16 protein-coding genes, 1 tRNA gene and 1 other RNA gene are annotated in these 21,371 nt (G+C 60.3%); 6 read left to right on the top strand and 12 right to left on the bottom strand.

What is annotated here, in order from left to right:
- The first annotated feature begins 11 nt into the window (after positions 1-11).
- Both dnaG and IPF85_RS03055 read left to right on the top strand, forming a co-directional pair.
- Complete coding sequence (gene dnaG / locus IPF85_RS03050; protein ID WP_343406597.1) at positions 12-2,003, top strand: DNA primase; 1,992 nt, start codon at positions 12-14, stop codon at positions 2,001-2,003.
- Positions 2,004-2,023: 20 nt separating this feature from the next.
- The gene (locus IPF85_RS03055; RefSeq protein ID WP_343406598.1) at positions 2,024-3,325 is read left to right on the top strand and encodes a sigma-70 family RNA polymerase sigma factor; all 1,302 of its coding nucleotides are present in this window, start codon (positions 2,024-2,026) and stop codon (positions 3,323-3,325) included.
- 78 nt (positions 3,326-3,403) lie between these two features.
- On the opposite strand, the gene IPF85_RS03060 is transcribed toward IPF85_RS03055, so the two are convergent.
- On the bottom strand, positions 3,404-4,555 hold the full coding sequence (locus tag IPF85_RS03060) for an ATP-binding protein (protein WP_343406599.1): 1,152 nt from the start codon (positions 4,553-4,555) through the stop codon (positions 3,404-3,406).
- 266 nt (positions 4,556-4,821) lie between these two features.
- Between IPF85_RS03060 and IPF85_RS03065 the strand changes: the two genes are divergently transcribed.
- From IPF85_RS03065 to ssrS, 4 genes are all read left to right on the top strand, one after another.
- A tRNA-Asn gene (locus IPF85_RS03065) sits at positions 4,822-4,894 on the top strand.
- A 75-nt stretch (positions 4,895-4,969) separates the two neighbouring features.
- Complete coding sequence (locus IPF85_RS03070; protein ID WP_343406600.1) at positions 4,970-6,001, top strand: homoserine dehydrogenase; 1,032 nt, start codon at positions 4,970-4,972, stop codon at positions 5,999-6,001.
- Between the two features lie 24 nt (positions 6,002-6,025).
- The gene (gene carB, locus IPF85_RS03075; RefSeq protein ID WP_343406601.1) at positions 6,026-9,421 is read left to right on the top strand and encodes a carbamoyl-phosphate synthase large subunit; all 3,396 of its coding nucleotides are present in this window, start codon (positions 6,026-6,028) and stop codon (positions 9,419-9,421) included.
- 68 nt (positions 9,422-9,489) lie between these two features.
- Positions 9,490-9,668, top strand: a non-coding RNA gene (gene ssrS, locus IPF85_RS03080) — 6S RNA.
- A gap of 50 nt (positions 9,669-9,718) precedes the next feature.
- On the opposite strand, the gene IPF85_RS03085 is transcribed toward ssrS, so the two are convergent.
- The 11 genes from IPF85_RS03085 to IPF85_RS03135 form a co-directional block, all read right to left on the bottom strand.
- Positions 9,719-10,792 carry a radical SAM protein gene (locus tag IPF85_RS03085; RefSeq protein WP_343406602.1) on the bottom strand — a complete coding sequence of 358 codons (1,074 nt, stop codon included), beginning with the start codon at positions 10,790-10,792 and terminating at the stop codon, positions 9,719-9,721.
- Between the two features lie 4 nt (positions 10,793-10,796).
- Positions 10,797-12,320 carry a radical SAM protein gene (locus tag IPF85_RS03090; protein WP_343406603.1) on the bottom strand — a complete coding sequence of 508 codons (1,524 nt, stop codon included), beginning with the start codon at positions 12,318-12,320 and terminating at the stop codon, positions 10,797-10,799.
- Between the two features lie 18 nt (positions 12,321-12,338).
- Positions 12,339-13,829 carry a radical SAM protein gene (locus IPF85_RS03095; RefSeq protein WP_343406604.1) on the bottom strand — a complete coding sequence of 497 codons (1,491 nt, stop codon included), beginning with the start codon at positions 13,827-13,829 and terminating at the stop codon, positions 12,339-12,341.
- 16 nt (positions 13,830-13,845) lie between these two features.
- Positions 13,846-15,288, bottom strand: coding sequence for a radical SAM protein (locus IPF85_RS03100; protein WP_343406605.1), 1,443 nt, complete (start codon positions 15,286-15,288; stop codon positions 13,846-13,848).
- Positions 15,289-15,320: 32 nt separating this feature from the next.
- Positions 15,321-16,487 carry a radical SAM protein gene (locus tag IPF85_RS03105; protein WP_343406606.1) on the bottom strand — a complete coding sequence of 389 codons (1,167 nt, stop codon included), beginning with the start codon at positions 16,485-16,487 and terminating at the stop codon, positions 15,321-15,323.
- Positions 16,478-17,947 carry a radical SAM protein gene (locus IPF85_RS03110; RefSeq protein ID WP_343406607.1) on the bottom strand — a complete coding sequence of 490 codons (1,470 nt, stop codon included), beginning with the start codon at positions 17,945-17,947 and terminating at the stop codon, positions 16,478-16,480. The genes IPF85_RS03105 and IPF85_RS03110 overlap by 10 nt, the downstream gene beginning before the upstream one ends.
- Before the next feature lie 176 nt (positions 17,948-18,123).
- Positions 18,124-19,626: a radical SAM protein gene (locus IPF85_RS03115; RefSeq protein ID WP_343406608.1), complete on the bottom strand. Its 1,503-nt coding sequence runs from the start codon at positions 19,624-19,626 to the stop codon at positions 18,124-18,126.
- A 196-nt stretch (positions 19,627-19,822) separates the two neighbouring features.
- The gene (locus IPF85_RS03120) at positions 19,823-20,254 is read right to left on the bottom strand and encodes an HNH endonuclease signature motif containing protein (protein ID WP_343406609.1); all 432 of its coding nucleotides are present in this window, start codon (positions 20,252-20,254) and stop codon (positions 19,823-19,825) included.
- Between the two features lie 4 nt (positions 20,255-20,258).
- Positions 20,259-20,630: a hypothetical protein gene (locus IPF85_RS03125; protein WP_343406610.1), complete on the bottom strand. Its 372-nt coding sequence runs from the start codon at positions 20,628-20,630 to the stop codon at positions 20,259-20,261.
- A gap of 90 nt (positions 20,631-20,720) precedes the next feature.
- Positions 20,721-21,071, bottom strand: a complete 351-nt coding sequence (locus IPF85_RS03130) for a rhodanese-like domain-containing protein (protein ID WP_343406611.1) — start codon at positions 21,069-21,071, stop codon at positions 20,721-20,723.
- Between the two features lie 2 nt (positions 21,072-21,073).
- The gene (locus IPF85_RS03135) at positions 21,074-21,343 is read right to left on the bottom strand and encodes a DUF433 domain-containing protein (RefSeq protein WP_343406612.1); all 270 of its coding nucleotides are present in this window, start codon (positions 21,341-21,343) and stop codon (positions 21,074-21,076) included.
- Between the last annotated feature and the right edge of the window lie 28 nt (positions 21,344-21,371).

Below are 21,371 nucleotides of genomic sequence, written 5' to 3' on the forward strand. Positions count from 1 at the left end.
AGGTACCGGGCATGAGCGTGGTAGACGACATCAAAGGCCGCCTCGACATCGTGGACGTTATCTCGGCATACGTCCCCCTCAAGAAAGCCGGGCGCAACTTCAAAGGATTGTGCCCATTCCATGCCGAGAAGACGCCCTCGTTCGTGGTGTTCCCAGACAATCAGAGTTGGCACTGCTTTGGCTCCTGCGGCATAGGCGGCGATCTTTTTTCTTTCATCATGAAAAAAGAGAAGCTCGACTTTGGCGAAGCGCTGCAGGTGTTGGCGCAGCGGGCCGGGGTGGAGTTGACCGCACACGGCGAGGAGATCTCGCCCGAAGAGCAGAACCGTGAGCGGGTGCGCCAGGTTTTGCAAACCGCGGCCGCCTACTTTCACAATCTGCTGCTGACCGCACCGGCAGCGCAGATCGCGCGCGACTATGTGGGCCGGCGCGGGTTGAACAGTGACACGCTGGCTCGCTTTCAGTTGGGTTATGCGCTCGATGACTGGGAAGCGCTCAAACGCACCCTGCTGGCACAGGGCTACACCACCGACCACCTGTTGGCGGCCGGGCTGTTGATCCACAACGAGGAACGCGGCAGCATCTATGATCGCTTCCGTCACCGCCTCATCATTCCGATCCGCGATGTGCAGGGCCGCGTGATCGGCTTTGGGGCGCGTGCTTTCGACGACATCCCGCCCAAATACCTCAACTCACCGCAAACGGTGGTGTTCGACAAAGGTCATGTGTTGTATGGACTGGACCAGGCGCGGCGCGCCATTCGGGATGCCGGGCATGTCGTCATCGTCGAGGGTTACATGGATGTGCTGGCCGCGCACCAGTACGGCGCCAGCAACGTCGTGGCCTCCATGGGGACGGCGCTGACCGAAACGCAACTGCGCCAACTACGGCGCTACACCAACGAATTCGTCCTGGCCCTGGATGCCGATGACGCCGGTAGTCAGGCCACCATTCGGGGCGTCGCCCTGGCCCGGCAAGCCCTGGAAAAAGAGACGGTGCCGGTGCCCACAGCCAGCGGCGCCGTACGCCAGGAGGCTCGCCTGGCCGTCAACGTGCGGGTGATGACTCTGCCCCAGGGCTTCGATCCGGACGACCTGATCCGCCAGGACGTGGCACAATGGCACGCCCTGGTCAAGGCTGCGGCGCCCCTGGTTGATTTTCTGTTTGGGGTGGCCGTGCAGGAGAACGACCTCAACACGGCCAAGGGCAAGGCCACCGTGGTGCGCGAACTCGTGCCGTTGATCCAGGAATTGGCCAACCCGATCGAGCGGGCGCACTACGTGCAACGCCTGGCTCGCCTGACCCAAGTAGACGAGCGCACCATTCAACGCGAAATCGAACGCCAGGCCGCCGCCAGCGCGGCGGCCGGCAACGCAGAACGGCAGGCCCGTCATGGCGGCCCCACACGCCTGATCCGTACCGCGCCCGTCACCCTGGCGCCCAAACCGGGCGATGGTCTGGCCGGCTATATTTTGCAACAGGTCATGCTGCAGCCGCACCTTCTGCCTGAGGCCGATCGCCAACTGGTTGCCATGGGCTTCGTGCCGCTGGGCGAGAGCGATTTTGGCCGCAGCGAACAGCGCACCTTGTTGCAGGTGCTGACCGACCTGCGTGGCCGCGGTGAGACGTGGCAACTGCCTACCCTGCAAGAAGATGTGCCGCCCTTCCTGCGGGCCTACCTGGCCGACCTGGTAGCCGGACTGCAAGCGCGGCCATTGGTTGCCCTCGATCAGGCCGCGTACGATCTCATCAATGTCGTGTTGCGTTTGCGCCAGAGCAATCTGCAGCAGCGCCTGCAAGAGCTACGTCATCTGCAGGCCGACGACGCGGGGACACAGGCTGAAGCCAGCGATGGCGAGCGCATTTACCGGGGCTTGGTAGACGCCCATCGCCGCGACCTGGGCAAGCTCCAGGTCGCCTTGAGCCGCCGTTCCCTGTTGTCACAGGATGGGCAGCGCCCAACTCCCCAGGCCGCCGCGCTGACAGGAACTGAGAACCTATGATGGAGAAAAAGAGACGACCCTTGCCAGGGTCAATCTCAACGCCAACCGCAGCGGAAGCTACCGCCGCGCCAGTGAAGGAGCGACGCCGGCGGCGCAGCGGCAGCCCTCCGGCCGCGACAACGGCGCCTGAAACAATGACCGCCATCACCGCGCCCGTTGCCACAGATGTGCGCACGCGGGTGCTCACCGCGCGTCACCCTGACAGGGACAAAGCGCAGAACACGCACCAGGTTCAGATAGAGGTTGATGAGGAATTTGCCACCGAGGTCGCAGCCGACGCGGCCAGGCCGATCGAGCAAATTCTGAAAGAGACGCATGACTACGCGAGCGTCGGCGACCCCGTGCGCATGTATCTCAGTGAAATTAGTCGCCATGCGCTGCTGACCACCCTACAGGAAGTTTCACTGGCCGAGGAGTTGCACGCCGGGCTGGCGGCCGCATCTCGTCTACGGTGGGCCGACCTGACCGACGCCGAGCGCGCCACGCTGGAGCAACTTGTGCAGAAAGGCAATGCCGCCCGCTGGCGGTTGGTGCAGAGCAACCTGCGCCTGGTCGTCAGCATTGCCAGGCGCTACCTGAGTCGCGGCATTTCATTCCTGGATTTGATCCAGGAGGGCAACATCGGCCTGCTGCGCGCAGTCGAAAAGTACGATGAGACGCTTGGCTTTCGCTTCAGCACGTATGCCACCTGGTGGATTCGACAGGCCGTTTCGCGCGCCATTGCCGACCAATCACACACCATTCGGATCCCTGTGCATGTGACGGAGAACATCAACCGGCAGACACGCCTGCAGTATCAATTCATGCAAGAACTGGGCCGCAAGGGCACGCCGGAGGAGATCGCCCGCGCGATGGAATTTCTGTCGGTGGAAGACTCCGCGGCCATCGAAGCGGCCCATGCCAGCGGTCAAGCGCTGCCGCCGGCCCTGGAGCAGCGTTGGCAGCGCGCCGCCGCACGCGTGCGCGAACTTGCGCGTGCCTCCGAAGAGCCGATGTCGCTGGAAAGCCCGGTGGGCAGCGATAACAACAGCTACCTCGGCGATTTTATCGAGGACAACGGTATGCTTGGCCCGGCCGACGAAACTAACCGCCAACTGCTGCGCGAACAGATGCGCGATGTGCTGGCCGCGCTGACCGACCGTGAGCGCCGCGTGCTGGAGATGCGTTTTGGACTGAACGACGGCATCAGTCGCACGCTGGAAGAAGTGGGACTGGAGTTTGGCGTCACGCGCGAGCGCATCCGCCAGATCGAAGCCAAAGCCCTGCGCAAGCTCCGCCACCCCATGCGCAGCCGGCGCCTGCGTGATTACCTGAGCTCCTGAGCCTGAATTCCTCGGACATTCTGTCAATCCCGTGAACCCTGTCGAATTTCCAGGCAGGTTGAGCAGTTGCGCCTGGGGTTAAGATGGGATGCGATCCAGGTGAAGCCAACTGATGAATGCACCGGTACTGGTTTGCATTGACTGATCACCGCCGTAGACCACAAAACCTTGATCCTCTGGCAGATCCGCCAGCGCCCGCCAGTATTTGAGATTGTCAAAATAGCTTATAGACATCGTCTTGCCGGCTTTGATCTCAACCGGCGTAATTTCTTCACCATCCACTAGCAGACAATCAATTTCCTTGCCATGGCTATCCTGCCAGAAAAAGGGCTGACGATTCTCGCCGCGGTGAAAACTGCGTTTGATGAACTCGTTGATCACCAGATTCTCGAACAATGCACCTTTCAGGTAGTGTAGATTGATCTGATCCGCGTCGCGAATGCCCAGCAGTGAACAAGCGACGCCCGTGTCGTAGAAATAGAGTTTGGACGATTTGACCAGCCGCTTGTTGAAATTACGATAATAGGGTAGTAAACGATACAGAATGAATGAGCTTTCCAAAATGGAAAGCCAGCTCCTGGCTGTGTTCGGGCTGATACCAGCATCGCTTGCCAGGCTGGCGTAGTTGAGCAGTTGACCGACGCGCCCGGCGCACAGCCGGGTAAACTGAATGAAGGCGTTGTAATCCCCGATGTTCTTGAGCAAGCGTACATCTCTTTCGATGTACGTCTGGATGTAGGCCGGGTAAAAATCGGTGGGAGCCATGTCACGGTCGTAAATGCGCGGATACTGGCCCTGGAAGATGACGCTTTCCAGCCGCTCGGCATCCGGCTTCAATTCGGCAAGGGAAAACGGCAGCAGGTGTAGAACCGCAGTACGCCCTGCCAGGGTCTGGCTAATTTTCTCCATCAACAAGAAGTTCGATGAGCCGGTCAAGATGAACTGAACCTGCCGGTCCTGGTCCACCAGGCTCTGGATGTAGGAAAGGAGGTCGGGCGTGTGTTGGATTTCGTCCAGGATGGCGCCGGCAGGGTAGTTGGCAAGAAAACCGCGAGGGTCGGTCAACGCAATCTGGCGCATATCCGGTTCTTCCAGGGAGGCGTAGGGCATGGTCGGAAAGGCAGCACGAACGAGAGTGGTCTTGCCAGACTGGCGCGGCCCGGTGAGGGTGATGACCTGGAATTTCTGCGCCAGGGCAATGATTTTGGCTGTCAGGGTTCTTGCGATCATGAGAACGCTCCATTTTGTCGAAACGAGAAACCAGGAGATACGCAACCAGAGTGAACAGCCCCATTGTATCACATTTTGCACAAATATGCAATTGGATTGCAGATTTGTACAAGTCGAAGTCCAAGGCAAGGTGCGATTCCTCTGCGCTCTCTGCGCTCTCTGCGGTGAAAAATCTGCGGCGAAAAATGAGATTACGCTTGGAATTGCTGGTGACGACGCCAAAAATTTGACAGCCCATTGCAGGTGAGTATAATTCGCTTTGTCCTTCCTCGATAGCTCAATTGGCAGAGCAAGCGGCTGTTAACCGCTAGGTTCTTGGTTCGAGTCCAAGTCGGGGAGCCTAACCATCCATCACAAGAGCAGCGAAAACGCTGCTCTTTCTGTTATACTGCAACGGAAAGCAGGTATGTGTCCATGTCCCAGACGATCCGGGTTGCGCTTGTCGGCCTCGGCCATGTTGGCCGGGGCTTTCTTACGCTCATGCTCGACAAGAAGGACACCCTCGCCTCTCGCTTTGGCCTGAGCATCAAGCTGACGGCCGTGGCGGATAGCTCCGGGGCCGTGCTCGACGCGCGCGGCATTGACCCGACCCTGCTTTTGCAGCACAAACTGACCCACGGCGGCATCGGCACGTTCCCCTATGGCGGCAAGCCGGGCCTGGCCGCACCCGACATGGTCAAACGGGCCAAGGCCGATCTGCTCCTGGAGGCATCGCCGGTCAACATGGAAAGCGGCCAGCCAGGGCTGCACTGTCTGCGCCTGGCGCTGAGCCAGGGCTGGCATGCCGTGCTGGCCAACAAGGCGCCCCTGGTATTGGCCTATCAGGAGCTGAGCGCGGCCGCGGCGGCACAGGGCAAGCACCTGGCCTTCAGCGCCACCGTCTGCGGCGCGCTGCCTGTGGTCAACATCGGGCGCCGCGATCATGTGGCGGTGCGCTACGCCAAGATCGAGGGCGTGCTGAACAGCACCAGCAATTACATCCTGACCACCATGGAGGCCGGCAAGACCTACGCGGAGGCGTTGCGTGAGGCGCAGGCCGAGGGTGTGGCCGAGGCCGATCCTGCGCTCGACGTGGATGGCTGGGACACGGCCAACAAACTGACCATCATCGCCAACAGCGTGCTCGACTTCCCCTGCACCATCACCGATGTGGAGGTGCGGGGCATACGCGGCATCGGCCCGGAAGACCTGCGCCGCGCCCGCAGCCAGGGCGAGGTCATCAAACTGCTGGCTGTCGCGCTGCCCCTGGGCGCCGGCTACCGCTTGAGCGTACACCCGGCGCGCCTCCCCCTGCCCCATCCGCTGGCCACCGTCAACGGCTGGGAGATGGGCGTTGTCTGGCACACCGACATCATGGGGGTGCAGTTTGCCAAGGTGGACGAGCGCGGGCCGATTCCCACGGCCGCGGCCATGCTGCGCGACGTGATCAACATCAGCCGCGGCTAACAGCGGCGGCGCACAGAAGAACGAATGCCAAAACGAACCGACATCCATTCCATCCTGATCCTGGGCGCCGGCCCCATCGTCATCGGCCAGGCGGCCGAGTTCGACTACAGCGGCACGCAGGCGGTCAAAGCCCTGCGGCGCGAGGGCTACCGCATCATCCTGATCAACTCCAACCCGGCCACGGTCATGACCGACCCGGAACTGGCCGATGCCACCTACGTGGAACCGCTGACCATCGAGATCGTGGAGAAGATCATTGCCCAGGAGCGCCCCGATGCCCTGCTGCCCACGGTCGGCGGGCAGACGGCCCTCAACCTGGGGGTGGCCCTGGCCGAGCAGGGCGTTCTGGCCCGCTACGGCGTGCAACTGATCGGCGCCAGTCTGCGTGCGATGAAGGTGGCCGAAGATCGCCAGCTCTTCAAGGAAGCGATGCTCGGCGCCGGGCTGAGTGTGCCGCGCTCCGGCCTGGCCGCCACGGTCTCTGAGGCGCTCACGATTGCCGCAGAGATCGGCAGCTTTCCACTGCTCATCCGTCCCAGTTTCACCCTGGGCGGTTCCGGTGCTGCCATTGCGTACGATCGCGACGATTTCATCGAAAAGATGGAATTCGGCCTGCGCGAAAGCCCGGTCCATGCCTGCCTGGTCGAAGAATCGGTCCTGGGCTGGAAAGAATTCGAGCTGGAAGTGATGCGCGACCACGCCAACAACTTCGTGGTGGTCTGTTCGATTGAAAACCTCGACCCCATGGGCGTGCATACCGGGGACTCGATCACCGTTGCGCCGGCGCAAACCCTCACCGACAAGGAATACCAACGCCTGCGCGACCAGGCGCGCCTCGTCATGGAAACGGTGGGCGTTGAAACAGGCGGCAGCAATGTGCAGTTTGCCGTCAATCCGGCCGATGGCCGCGTGATCATCATCGAGATGAACCCGCGCGTCAGCCGCTCCAGCGCCCTGGCCAGCAAGGCGACCGGTTTTCCCATCGCCAAGATCGCGGCCCTGCTGGCTGTGGGCTACACCCTGGATGAGATCAAGAACGACATCACCCGCGAAACGGTGGCCGCGTTCGAACCGAGCATTGACTATGTCGTGGTGAAAATTCCACGCTGGGCGTTCGAGAAATTCGCCAATGTGGATCCCACCCTCGGCCCGCAGATGAAATCGGTGGGCGAGGTGATGGCGATCGGGCGCACGTTCAAAGAGGCGCTGCTGAAAGGGCTGCGCGCGCTCGAATGGAAACCGACCCATCTGGCCCCCGGCGCGCTGGGAGACCTGGCGGCGCGACTGAGCGCGCCGACACGCGAACGGATCTTCCATACCTTCAGCGCCCTGCGCCAGGGCGTTGACCAGGCGCAGATCGCCGCCTGGACTGGCTTCGATCCCTGGTTCGTCGCACAGATGGGGCAGATTGTGGACCTGGAACAGGCCATTGCCCACCACACCCTGACCAGCCTGCCGGCCGAGCTGCTGCGCCAGGCAAAACGCTTCGGGTTGGCGGATCAACAGATTGCGGCGTTGGTGGCAGCGGAAAAAACATCGAAGCCCACAGCCCACAGCCCAAACACGGCGTGGGAGGGTCAGCAACCTCAATCCGGGAGCTGGCTGCAGACGCCAGAACAGGCGGTGCGGGCGCTGCGCAAGGCGTTGGGCATTATGCCGACCTATCAGCGGGTGGACACCTGCGCCGCCGAGTTCGAAGCGTACACGCCCTATCTTTACGGCAGCTATGAAACGCAGGATGAGGCGCCGCCCAGCGACCGTCCGAAGGTCATCATCCTCGGCGGCGGCCCCAATCGAATCGGGCAGGGCATCGAGTTCGACTATTGCTGCTGTCATGCCGCGTTCGCCCTGCACGACCTGGGCTATGAAACGATCATGGTCAACTGCAACCCGGAGACGGTGAGCACCGACTATGACACCTCGGACCGCCTCTACTTCGAGCCGCTGACGCTGGAAGATGTGCTGAACATCGTGGAGCGGGAGTTGGGGGAACTCCCAAAGCCTGCAGCCCAAACGCTCATACAGGGCGGCGTGACGCAAGGTTCGCGGGATGACAGCGAGAGCACAGATACGGAGACACAGGCAAGTGGGCTGCGGTCAGGGGTGATTGTGCAGTTCGGCGGGCAGACGCCGCTCAACCTGGCGCGAGGGCTGGCGGAGATGGGGGTGCCGATCCTGGGCACATCATGGAATGCCATTGATCTGGCCGAAGACCGGGGACGCTTCGGCAATCTGCTGGCGGAGTTGGACATCCCCGCGCCGGCCAACGGCATGGCCACTTCCGTGGCCGAAGCCAGGCGCGTAGCGCGACAGATTGGCTATCCGGTGCTGGTGCGTCCCAGTTATGTGCTGGGCGGCCGGGCGATGGCGATCGTGTATGACGACGACACCCTGGCGCGCTTGGTGCAAGAGGCGGCCCAGGCCAGCGAAGGGCGCCCGATCCTGATTGATCAGTATCTCGAAGACGCGTTCGAGGTGGATGTGGACGCGGTGGCCGATGGCGCCCGCGTGGTCATCGGTGGCATCATGCAGCACATCGAAGAGGCCGGCGTGCATAGCGGCGATAGCGCGTGCGTCCTGCCGCCGTATAAAATCAGCTACTACCACCTGAGCATCATGCGAGAGTACACAGAAAAGTTGGGGCTGGCGCTAGGCGTCCGCGGGCTGATGAACATCCAGTACGCGATCAAGGATGACATCGTCTATGTGCTGGAGGTCAATCCGCGGGCCAGCCGCACGGTGCCCTTTGTGAGCAAGGCCACCGGCGTGCCCTTGGCCAAAATCGCTGCGCAGGTCATGGCGGGCCGTTCCCTGGCCGAACTTCGTTTCACCACAGAGCCGCCGATTGACGGCTTTTTTGTCAAAGAAGCGGTGCTGCCGTTCAGAAAATTCAGCGGTGTGGACACCCTGCTGGGGCCAGAGATGCGCTCGACCGGCGAGGTGATGGGGCACGCCAGTCACTTCGGCCATGCCTTTGCCAAAGCGCAAATGGCCGCGGGCGAGCGTCTGCCCCTGGCCGGCACAGCCTTCCTCTCGGTCAACGATTTCGACAAGGGCAGCATCCTCAAGATCGCGCGTGACCTGCATCGCCTCGGGTTCACCCTGCTGGCCACGCGCGGCACGGCCGCAACCCTGGTGCGCGCCGGTCTGCCGGCCGCGCCGGTCAACAAGGTCAAGGAAGGCTCGCCACACGTGGTTGACCTGATCAAGGCAGGGAAGATCCACCTGATTATCAACACGCCCCTGGGGCCAACCGCCTTCGACGACGGCAAGTCCATTCGCACAGAGGCCGTGCGCCACGGCGTGCCCCTGATAACCACGCTGAGCGCGGCGCAGGCTGCGGTGAACGGTATCCGCGCCCTGCAGGGCAAGGAGATGCGCGTGCGCAGCCTGCAGGAACACTACCAACGGCAGGGGTAAAAGGATAATAGTCCTGAAAAACGCCCTTGATTTGCCAGAAGTGACCGGCTATGCTAAACTATGTTCAGAGTACCCTGCGGTGTGCGTGATGTCAACCAAGTGCTCTGAGCCAACACCTGATAATCGGGTGCCGGATGTTCTGGAGGCCAGGCGTTAGCTCCCTGCGAGCAAGGCTGATGTCGTCGGACAGGTACCCACCTGCGCAAGCAGGTTCAGGCCCTATGGCACACGGCACGGCGGGGCACTTTTGTCCTTATCAGCGACCACTCTGGCAACAGAGTGGTCGCTCTTTTGTAACTATACCATGTCTAACGCGACTTTGACCAGGGTTGGCGGGTGCAGCAGCATGTTGGTGTAGTTGGCGTTGGCCATGGGGCAGGCGCATTCTTTGGCTGCAATGCTGCGGCGCAATTTTGCCATCTCCGGGCTGAACCAGATCGGCGCCAGGTCATAGTTTGTCTGGCGCAGGTTGCCCACCGGCTCGGCGCGAATGCAACAGCTCCAGATATCGCCGTTGGGGGCGATGTGCGCACTGGCCCAGCCAGCATAACAGTCAATGACCTGCGTGCGTTCCTGCAAGGTGCGCTTGGCCAACTGGTAATACTGGGCGCGAAACGCCTGGGTGAAGCGCGCAATGCCCTTGACCGGTTTCTGTCTCGCTTGGGCGCTCAGGAAATCTGCAACAGGCGCGTACTGCGCGGCCAGCGGAGTGATCCCCCAACCCACCGTGTCCAGTTCGACACGCTCCTCGGCCACCTCGGTGATGTAGGAGTCGGGTTCCAGCTTCTGCAAGCCGGCGTAGGTTTCCTCGAACAGGTGAATGTTGAAGCGCGAGATCACGGTGTGGATGGTGAGCACCAGGTTCTTGTAACGCGGCTGCAGCGCCTTGAGTTGTTCCCAGGTCTTCATGGAGCGTTCCCAGTTACCGTTGACCCCGCGGATGTCGTCATGCACATCGCCCAGGCCATCCAGGCTGAGATTGATGCCGATCTGCGCGCCGGGACAGGCGGCACAGATGCGCGCCACCCGTTCGACCACGCGCTCCGTCAGCAGGCCGTTGGTGGGGATGGTGATGACCTCCGGGCGGCATTCCTCATAGCCGGCAATCACCAGTTCATCCAGATCGGGGCGCAAGAAAGGCTCGCCGCCCGTAAAGGTCATGTAGAACGGCGTACGCCCCAGGTTGTGAAAGACCTGGCGCCACTCAGCGACCGTCATATCATCATTGGGTTTGCGCCAGACATCGCAGGTGCGGCACTTGGAATTGCACTTGTAGCTGATGCTGACCACAATGCTGAAGGGGTACAGGCGCGGCCAGCCAAAGCGACGAAAGGCCCAGTAGGCCGGTAATTTCGGAATCAGGCTAATCATACTGTTAGCCCAGCGGCCGAATGGTCCCTAGCCCCAAGCCGCGGCCGCGAATGGAATGCACGGTCTTCTGGGTGAGCAGCAAGGGATGGCGCGCCCAGAAGCGCCAATCGTTCAACACGCGCTGCACCTTGAGCTGCCAGCCGTTGTTGATGTCGTCCACAAATGCCATCATGTCGGTGACAATCTCGCTGAAGCGTTCGCGCGAGATGTTCTGGACGAAATGATTCTCCGGGCTTTGGTGGCTGAAACGGCTCCAGTCAATCTTGGCCGGCAGCAGGTTGAGCCGTTTGGCCACCTCGTGCTGCGGCGTGCCCGGATAGGGCGTGAAGATGGACATGATGATGTGATTGGGCTTGATTTCCTGCATGAAGCGCTTGGTGGCCTCGATGTCTTCCTCGGTTTCTTCAGGAAAGCCCATCATGAAAAACGCCGACCAGTTCAGCTTGTACTTGGTCATCAACTGGCTGGCTTCTGCCACGCGCTCTGGCGTGGTGGCTTTGTCAATCAACTTCATCATGCGCGCGCTGCCGGTTTCCACGCCAATGTCCACACCGCTGCAGCCAGACTTCTTCATCCACATGACCTGTTCTTCATCCAGCAGATCCACGCGCGTGGTGCAGCTCCAGGAAATGTTGAGTTTGTCATCCAGGATGCGTTTGCACAGATCGAGCGTACGCTTGCGGTTGACCGTAAAGCTGTCATCCCAGAAGGAAATCTCACGCGTGCCAAACGTCTGGATGATGTGCTTGATCTCGCGCACGGTGTAATCCACGGAATGAAAACGCACGGAGCGTCCCCAGGTCTTGTGCTGTTCGCAGAAACCGCAATAGAACGGGCAGCCGCGCAGCGTCACCATGACGCCCAAGTGGGCCGGATCGTAGCGATCGAGGTAGAGCGACAGGTGTTTGGCCGGGAAAGGCAGCACGTCCAGGTTGGGAATCTTGGCACGCGCCACATTGTGGACAACCGCGCCATCTGTCTGGCGCCAGGACAGGCCTTCGATGGCCGCGAACGGCTTGCCCTTGCCTTCCAGGGCTTCCACCAGTTCCAACAGAGTGTACTCGCCCTCTTCACGGACACAGAAGTCAACGGTTGGGTAGCCCATGACCTCCTCAGGCAATACAGTGATGTGCGGCCCCCCCATGACAACGATAGTTTCAGGGTGCTCGCGCTTCCACATCTCAGCCGCTTTGATGGCCGCGGGCCATTTGGGGCTTTTGACCGTGAAGCCAATCATGTCCGGATTGAACTCGCGCAGGGTCTGCATGAATTCCGCCCACACGACGTGGTTATGTTCATCCACTTGCGGCCGCAGGGCATTCAGCCATAATTGGTGGCCGTGCAACAAATTGTCGTACGTCTCGTGACCGATCTCCTCGTTGCGCGCCGGCACCTCGGCGTTGTAGATGCGGACCTCATGCCCGGCCTGTTCAAGCACGCCAGCCAGGTAGCCGCAGCTCAGGGGAAAGTAAATGCTAGAAACCTTCTTCAAGCGTTGGAAGGGTGGATTGATCAATAATACACGCATCGTTACGTATCTCCTCGCTCACCCTAAGCGCCGGGCGGCTGAACCGCTCCAGGCTGGAGTCTTGGGCGCCGCGCTCAGGTTACCCAGGAAAAAGCGCTTGGCATCGCGCAGCCGCGCCGGCGCATTGCGCCAGGTATCCCACTGAGTCAGGCGCCGGGCCAAACGATTGGGTCGCATGTAGAATCGGCGATAGGCCTCGTGCCATTTCTCTTCGACATCTTCGGCGCGCAGGCCGTCAACTTGAAAATGCGCCTTGTTGTCTTGAATCGCCAGGTCATGCCAGTCATGGCTGAAGATCTCGGCGCCCATCTCCTCCAGCATGTCCCACAGACGCGTGCCCGGATATGGCGCCGCGATCATGAAGTTCGCCAGGTCAGGGTCAAGCTCCAGCGCAAATTTGACCGTGTCTTCCATGGTTTCAGGCGTTTCGCCGGGCATACCCAAAACGAAGAACCCCATCGTCTGCAAGCCGGCCGCTTTGGCGTTCTTGAACGCGTCGCGCACCATGTCGAGGGTCTGGCCCTTCTTGATGATGTTGTTGAGCACGCCCTGGTTGCCGGACTCCACACCGAAGCCTACGCGCCTGGCGCCGGCGGCCTTCATCAACTGAAACAGCTCGGCGTCGCCATAGTTCACCTTCATGCCATGCACCGTGACCCAGGGCACCGCATTCAGCCCTTCCGCGATCAGGCGCCGGCACAGCTCTTTGGCGCGTTTGAGATCACGGTTCCAGATGTCATCGGTGATGCCGATTTCGGTCGCATGCAGGTCGCGCACGAGCCAACGCCATTCACCCAGCACGTTATCCACCGAGCGATTGCGCCAGGTGTCCCCGGTGATGGGCTTGGAGCAGAAAGTGCATTTGAACGGGCAGCCGCGGCTGGTTACGATCGTGTAGCTGCGCGAACCCGGAATCAGCCCGTCGGTCAGCGGATTCAGGTTGGTGTAGCGGTCAATCTTGAACAGGTCGTGGGCCGGAAAGGGGATGTTGTCCAGGTCCGGGCGCAGCGGGCGCGCCGGGTTGTGGCGCACGTCGCCGTTGCGATACGAAAGGCCCAAGATCTCTGACCAGCCCTTGTGGCTGAAGCGGCGGGGAGCGGTCGGTGTGGCCTGCAGGCCAGGGTCAAGGTCGAGCATCTGCATGATCTCGATCATGGCGTCTTCGCCCTCACCGCGCAACACCAGGTCAACCTCATCATGTTCCAGCGACTCGGCGGGCTTGAGCGTCAAGTGGGGACCGCCCAGAATCGTCACCGCGCCGGTGGCTTTGGCCACGACGGCCGTTTGCCACGCCTCGCGGATCAACGGCGTGGGGCTGGAAATGCCCACCACATCGAAGTGCTCCCGCTGCAAGACGTCGGCCAATGGCTCGGTTTCAACGGACGCGTCGTACAGGCTCACAGCGTAACCGGCGTGACGCAGCGCGCCCGCCAGATAGCCCAGTCCATTGTGGATGTGCTGGCGCGAATTCCAAACCTTCGACTCTGGACTCGCCAATAAAACTCGCATGATTACCTCATTCAGGTTAGCCCGCGTGCGGCTTGACCGGCAGCGGGCGCAAGGCGGATGGCTCGTCGCGGGTTAGTCCCAGCAGCCGGCGCGCCTTGTTGACATACTTGCGCGGGTCCGTGTATTTCTCGACCACGGCATTGTACGTCCGGCGGGTCTGGTTCTTGAATTTGCGCTTCTGACTGTAGTCGCGTGCCCACTTCAAGAATTCGTAATCCTGGCCCTTGATCTTGGGTTCGGTTGGGTTACGCCGGTACGAGTCATAGTCGGCCACCAGGCTCAGATCGTGCTCCACGCAGTAATCGTAAAGATCAGTGCCGGGGTGCGGGGTGAAGAACGACGGGCTGTAATAGTCCGGGTCTATCTCACGGATCATGTTGACCGTATCCATGACTTCTTCCTTGGTTTCGGTCGGGATGCCCATCATGTAGTTGGCCCAGATGACCAATCCGTATTCACGGCAGACCGTGGCCGCCTCCAGGTTGCGGTCCACGGTGGTGCCCTTGCGCAGGAAGTTCAGGACGCGCTGATTGCCGCTTTCGAAGCCAATGAAGTATCCCTTCAGGCCGGCATCGCGCATCATCTTGACCATATCGGGGTGGCGGGTGATGATGTCGGCGCGACTCTGGCAGAAGAAAGACTGCGTGAAACCTTCCGCCCGATACTTGGCGCAAAACTCGGTGACCCACGCGCGATCCTCGGTCAGGCAGTCATCGTGGAACATGAAACTCTGGAAGCTGTACGTGTCGCGCAGATTTTTCAGCTCGGCGATCACGTTGTCCACACTGCGGCGGCGCACGCGCTTGCCGAAGATGTAATCCTCACCGGGCTTGCAGAACGAGCAGCGATAGGCACAGCCGCGACCGGCAATGATCGTCAGGAAGGGACCGGGCAGTTCTTTGACAAAGGGAACCTCAGGGCTGTTGAGGGTGTAGCCCCAGTTGCGCCATTCACCCAGGAACAGGGCACGATCGGCAAAGGGGATGCGATTCAGGTCGGGCGTTTCCCCGCGCAACACCTTCTGCTCAGGCCGCTTGCCTTGCTCGATCTGGCGCAGCAGCTTGGGGAAGGTGATTTCGCCCTCGTTCGTGATGAGATAATCGGCGTTGGGAATGCGCAGCGAATCTTCCAACGCCAGCGTGACGTGCGCGCCGCCCAGAATGGTGACGCACTCCGGCTTGATTTCCTTGATGATGCTGAGACAGCGTTTGACCGGGTTGTAGTCCACCGACATCATGGTGATGCCAATGACATCCGGGCTGCGCTTCTGAAACTCCTCGCGGAAATGATCCCAGCTCTGCAACGCACGCAGGTCAATCAGATCAATCTCGAAACCTTCGGCCCTGGCACTGGCGCTAATCGAAGACAGGCCGTGCGAAACCCAGCCGGCGTCCATTCCCTGGCTCAAACAGTTGAACCCACGACCCGCAATACCGGGATAAATGAGCGTCGTCTTCACAGAAATACCTCCTCGAAACAATCGGGTGCTGTCTAGTTCAAATTCGTCGTCTGATGCTCGCCAAAACCAACATCAGCAAGAGCAACAAAAGCGCCTGGTGTGCCGTTGTGATGTTCGTCTACTTGCCGGGCGGCCAGACGCTGCGATTCGCCCTGCTCCACCGGCCGGTTGCCCTGGCTGGTGAAAAGGGTCGGCTTCCACCAGGCCCACTCGCTGCACGAATTGCAGGGCGCCAGGTCGTGGATGTCATTGGTCACATGGCGCCGGCGCAGGGTCTGCATCTGCGGCCCATTCCAGTTCTTCATCACGCGCACGCTGCCATCCGGGTCAATGACGTTGCCCAGGGGAAATACGCTATTGAAATCACGATCACACATGGCGATGGAACCATCCCAATAGATGTGAACGTGGTACCACAGGTTGGGGCAGGCGTAGCGTTTGACCGCGGTCGCCGCCTGTCCTGGTCGCAGCTCGCTAATGGCCTCGATCTGATCGGCCCAGGAATCAAAAGGCTTGACATTGATACGATCCACACCCGGCAACTGCCACGATTGCATGAACTCATCAATCTCGCCCAGCGTCTGCTGCATCTGAATGATCTGCAAGTTGACGTAGGTTTGATAGTGACCCGCCTGCTTCAGTTCGATGAAGCGATGGATGTTGCGATTGGTCTTGGCGTAATCGGCGTTGACGCGGATGGCCTCGTAGGTCTCCGGGCGCATGCCGTCCAGGCAGAGGTAGATCGCATCCAGGCCGGCGTCGAGCAGCTTTTGGGCCTTCTTCTCATCCAGCAGCGTGGCGTTGGTGCTTATCTCGCTGCGCAGGTTGTGCGCACGACAATAGGCTACCATGTCGAAGATGCGTTTGTGCATCAGCGGCTCGCCCCAGATGTGCAGCGTCGTCGCCTTGACGTGCGGCGCCATTTCGTCCACGATCTGCTTGAAGACATCGAACTCCATGAAGCCCTTGGGGCGTAGAACCTCCTTGCGTCCGGTGGGGCACATGACGCAGGACAGGTAGCACATGTTCGTGGACTCGATGTACATTCGATCAGGGTGCGGCACCAGGCGGGTCTGACCGGTGGTGTAGGCCAGCCATTTGACCGGCGCCAACGCCTGTTGGTTGTAGTAACGGAAGCGGTTGCGCACTTTGTCTTGAAAGGTGCGGTTGGCCTCGACCGACGTGAAGCTTACCCCCATGAGTTGGCTCCTGCCCGCTCACGCACCTGGCGGAAACTGCCGAGCATCCCGGCGCCGAGCAGGGCATTACCCAACTGGCGCAGCGGCTTGATGCGTGACACTTCCCACAGTGCGGGGCCAAGCGTCTTGCCGAAGGACCGCTCGTACATGCGGCGGCGCTTGGCCTCATCAAAGCGGCGCCGCGCCTCGATCGCCAGGCCACTCAGGCGCTCGTCGGGCACATCGCTGACATTCATGAACGGCGCAATCTCGGCCGTGTATGAATTGTAGTAATAGGTCTTGGTAAAGTCGGCATTGTACTGCGTCTCAGGATGGCGACGTACCAACTCATCCCACAGGCGCGTGCCGGGGAACGGCGTGGCAATGGAGAACATCGCTTCGGTCAACGGCAGGCTGGAGGCAAACTCGATGGTTTGCTCCAGTGTTTCCTCTGTGTCGCCTGGCAGCCCCAGGATGAAGTAGCCCTTGCTGTCAATACCCGACTCCGCCGTCCACTCGATCGAACGACGCACCTGCTCCAGGCTGATGTGCTTGGCGGTGGCCTTGAGCACATCATCGTTGCCCGATTCGATGCCATAATGAACCTGGCGGCAGCCGGCCGCGTACATCTTCTTGAGCAGCTCCGGGTTGACGCGATCCACACGCGCCAGGCAGCGCCAGCGGATATCCATCTTCTGCTCGATGAAATAGTCCATGATCTTTTCCAGGCGGCGCAGGTCAATCGTGAACAGATCGTCAATGAAGTAGAAGTTGCGCACCTGGTACCGCTGCTGCAAGTGGCGCAGCTCTTCGACGATGCTCTCCGGCGAACGCTGGCGGTAGGTGCGCCCGACCACGCCCTTGAAGCAAAAAGAGCAGTTGTACGGGCAGCCGCGGCTGGAAAGCACGGTCACCATCTTCTCACCATCGGGTGCGTAGAGCGGGTATTTGTCCAATTCGAACAGGTGACGGGCCGGAAACGGCAGCGCATCCAAGTCTTCGATCAACTTACGCTGGGGGTTTTGCACGACCTTGCCGTCGTCTTTCCACCACAAGCCGGCGATGCGACCGTAACGCGTATCACCGGCCTCGATGGCTTGCAGCAGATCGAGCCAGACCTCTTCGCCTTCGCCGTAGATCAGGTAATCCAGATGCGGGTTTTCGATGGTCAGTTGCGGCAAAGAGGTCGCGTGCGGCCCGCCGATGATGGTCGGTACACCCAGGGTCTCTTTGACAATCTCGACCAACTGCTCGATGTGGTGGTAGGAAGTCGTCATGGAAGTGAACGCCACGACATCGGGCTTGTCATCGAAGATCTTTTGCGCGTCTTCGGCCAGGGTCGTGTGCGGGTGCAAGCCAAAATCGTGAACCGCGACCTGGTGCCCGGCGCGCTCCGCCACTGCAGCCAGGTAGCCCAGGCCCAGCGAAGGATAGCTGTTCACCATCTCGTTCCATTTCGGTCCAACCAAAGAAATTTTCATGCATCCTCCTCGTGATCTGTCAGCGTGTGTCGGGTAACCTATTGTCACTATCACGCGCCATGATGAAGTGCGCATGAACAGAGGTCACGATCCACTTGACAGTTTGTTCATCAGGAAGCAGATTGAGCGTCTCACCGACATGCATCAGGGGAAAAACTACTTCTCTCGCCCACACGCTAGATCAGGCCCTCGGCTTCGATCTGGCGGCGCAGTTCGGTCTTCTCCTGGCGCGGGAAGATCGTGTGCCAGGCGACACGGAAGGTGCGACGGTAGTTGAGCCAGAAGTCTTTGCGGGTCATGGTGCCCAGGATGCGATGCGGGCGCAGGTAGAACTGGCGATAGGCCTTCTTCCACATCTCGGTCATCAACTCGGCCGTCAAGTCACCCAGTTCGTAACGAGCCTTGCCGTCGAAAAAGACGTAGTCTTCCCAGTCCTTGACCAACATGCGGCCCTGGCGCTTGACGGTTTCGTAAACCTTGGTGCCAGGGTAAGGCGTCATCATACTGAAATTGGCAATCAGGGGGTCCAACTCGCAGGCAAACTCGATGGTGCGCTGCATGGTGGCGCGGGTGTCGCCGGGCAGGCCGATGATGAAGAAGCCGATGGTCTCCAGGCCGGCGGCCTTGGCATTCTTGAAGGCCTGGCGAATCGTGTCGTGGTCAACGCGCTTGTCAATCGAAGCCATGATCTCCGCGTCGCCGGTTTCCACGCCAAACGCCGTGCGCTTGAGGCCGGCTTGCTTGAGCTTTTTCATCAGTTCCAGGCTGGCCAGGTTGGCGCGGATGCCGTTGACAAAAATCCACGGCACGTGGTTGAGCTGATTGGCGATCAGCATGTCGGCCAGCTTGTTCAGGCGGTCCACCCGGATGTTGGCGCTATCGTCCAGGACGCCGATTTCGAGCGCGTCCAGGTCGCGCACCAGGTGGCGCCACTCCTCCAGGACATTCTCCGGCGAACGCGCGCGCCATTTGATCGGCATGATGGACTGCGAACAGAAGGTGCAGCGGTAGGGGCAGCCGCGGCTGGTCATGATGGAGAACGACTGTGCGCCGCTGACATGATCGGTGGCCGGCTGCAGATTGGTGTACTTGTGCATCTTGAAAAAATGATAGGCCGGCCAGGGCAGGCTGTCGAGGTCAGGCATGGCTGGGCGGTCAGGGTTGCGGTGCAGTTGGCGGTCACTGGTCTTGAAGCTGATGCCGAGGACATCGCTCCACAGATTCCGCTCGGGATCAAAAATGTCACGGCTCTGGTAGGTGGGCTGATCCCTCAGGTAACTTTCAATGCGTTCACTGATGATCGTCCAACTGGTCTCGCCTTCGCCACGTACCACCATGTCCACGTCGGGCTGCTGGCACGATTCAAAATCAAGGCTTTCGGCCGCGACGCTGACATGGGGACCGCCCAGGACGATCGGCACATCATGCACCTTCTTGATCTTGGCCGCGGTGCGCCACGCCTGTTTGACCTGCGGCGTGTTGGCGGTGATGCCCACGAGGTGTGGGCGGAACTCCTGGATGAAATCCTCGAGCGGTTGTTCTTCGACATCGGCGTCATAAACACGCACCTCATCGCCGCGGCGGGCCGAAACGGCCGCCAGATAGGCCAGGCCGAGGTGCGCCGTGGTGCGGGTATCAATGGGTAGACGGAATCTGGGGTTGATCAAGGCGACTTTCATGCAAAGTCCTCCTATGTTGATTTGCCGAAAGGCGGCGCCAGCACATGACACCATGTGCAATCTGCCCTCAGGCGGGCAGGCCGCGATTATAGTCGCGCCCGTGGAAACTGTCAATTCTTATCATGCTTATCTACAAAATTACGGGTCGCCGCCCAACGTACTGCGATGGTGGTCTCTGGTATTGCCAGGAAGATGCTCAATCTTGCGGTGGATGCCAGCCTGCCATTACCCAGTAGCTGCGCACCGCCAGGGCATCCGCATCATCGCTCAAATGCAAGGCCGCGACTGTGGCTCGCCCCGTCGGAGTCAAGCCAACGATGAGCAGTCCATTGTCTGTCCATCTGAAATGCTCATACCAGACCTGAGTGCGTGGGTTGAAGAGGGAGACTGTCAGACCCGTTTCGGGGTCCATAGTGTGAGTTTTTTCGCCCTTTGCCCGGTTACACAACGGGCAAGCCAGCCACAGATTGGACTCCGTGTTGACGCCGCCTTTTGCCAAAGGGATGATGTGCTCCACTTCCAGGCGCGCCATCACCAGATGCTGTGGGCTGAGGCAGTATCCGCAGCGATTGCGAGCCACAATTCGCACGCTTCGTTCGATGGCTGCCGGGATTCGTGGGCGATTCACCTGGCTACCTGTCGAGACTCAGAGGAGGTCGAAGGCCGCGCTGCACGGCTACATGAATCGCCTGCGCCTTACGGACGAGGCCGCGACGGTAGACTTGCATCAACTCGTCGAGGCGGCGGCGGTCGTCTCCGCTGAGCCAACCCTCACGCTGATGCGCCAAAAGCCTGCTCAACTGTTCTTGCTGCGCGTTCGTCAGTTGCGAGTCACACAACGCCAGCACCTGGCTATCGGGAAGAGCCTCAACCGGCAAATCAGACATCGTTCGATCTATCCAATCAACGAGCAAGTCCTCCAGGCGCCGCTGCGTGCGGGTCGCAATCTCACGGGTACTGCGTGCCAATCTATCGGGAAGCTCCAGGACAATCGTTTCGCTCATCGTGACCCTCCCTCATCGCCTGCTCTTCTGCCCAATTGTACCGCGTACAGGACTGAAGCGCAAGACCCTGTCTCACTCTCGGTTCTTGGCTCAATAACGCGGTACGCGCGGATCAATGCGCAGTGACCAATCATCAATACCCCCGGCCAGATTGAACGCCTTGTTGAAGCCGAGCTGGCGCAGCCAGGTCGTCACCTGGGCGCTGCGCACGCCGTGATGGCACTGCACGATGACATGGCTGTCCGGCGTCAGGTCGGCAGGCAGCGCCGCGGTCAGTTCATGCGCCAGCCGCGACAGGGGCAGCAGCCGCGCACCCTCGATGCGCGCACGCAGCCACTCATGCTCCTCGCGCACGTCCAACAGCACATGCGGCGTCTCATCATCGCGCAGGCGCTTGAGCTCTTCAACGCTGATTTGTGGCAATTCAGTCTGCTTTAGCATCTCTAATCCTTGAGTCTCTGAATTCGTCTAAATCGGTATCCAGTTGGTTCCACAACAATGAACGCATCTTCTGCTGCAATCAAGGCAATTGCATAACGTAAGCAAGCGTGAACGTCTTGGGTGTTGATATCAGGGTAGTATTCCTGAATGATTTTGGCGAAAGGAATTCCTTCTTCCACCAATTCAAGTATGTTTTGTACGGGTATGCGAGTCCCAGCAATACATGGCTTGCCGAAATGAACGTGCGGATTGACAGCAATACGATCGAACATGTTATCACCTCTTATTCTTCACACGGAT

The sequence above is a fragment of the Candidatus Amarolinea dominans genome (genome assembly GCF_016704685.1).
Taxonomy (GTDB): Bacteria; Chloroflexota; Anaerolineae; order SSC4; family Amarolineaceae; genus Amarolinea; species Amarolinea dominans.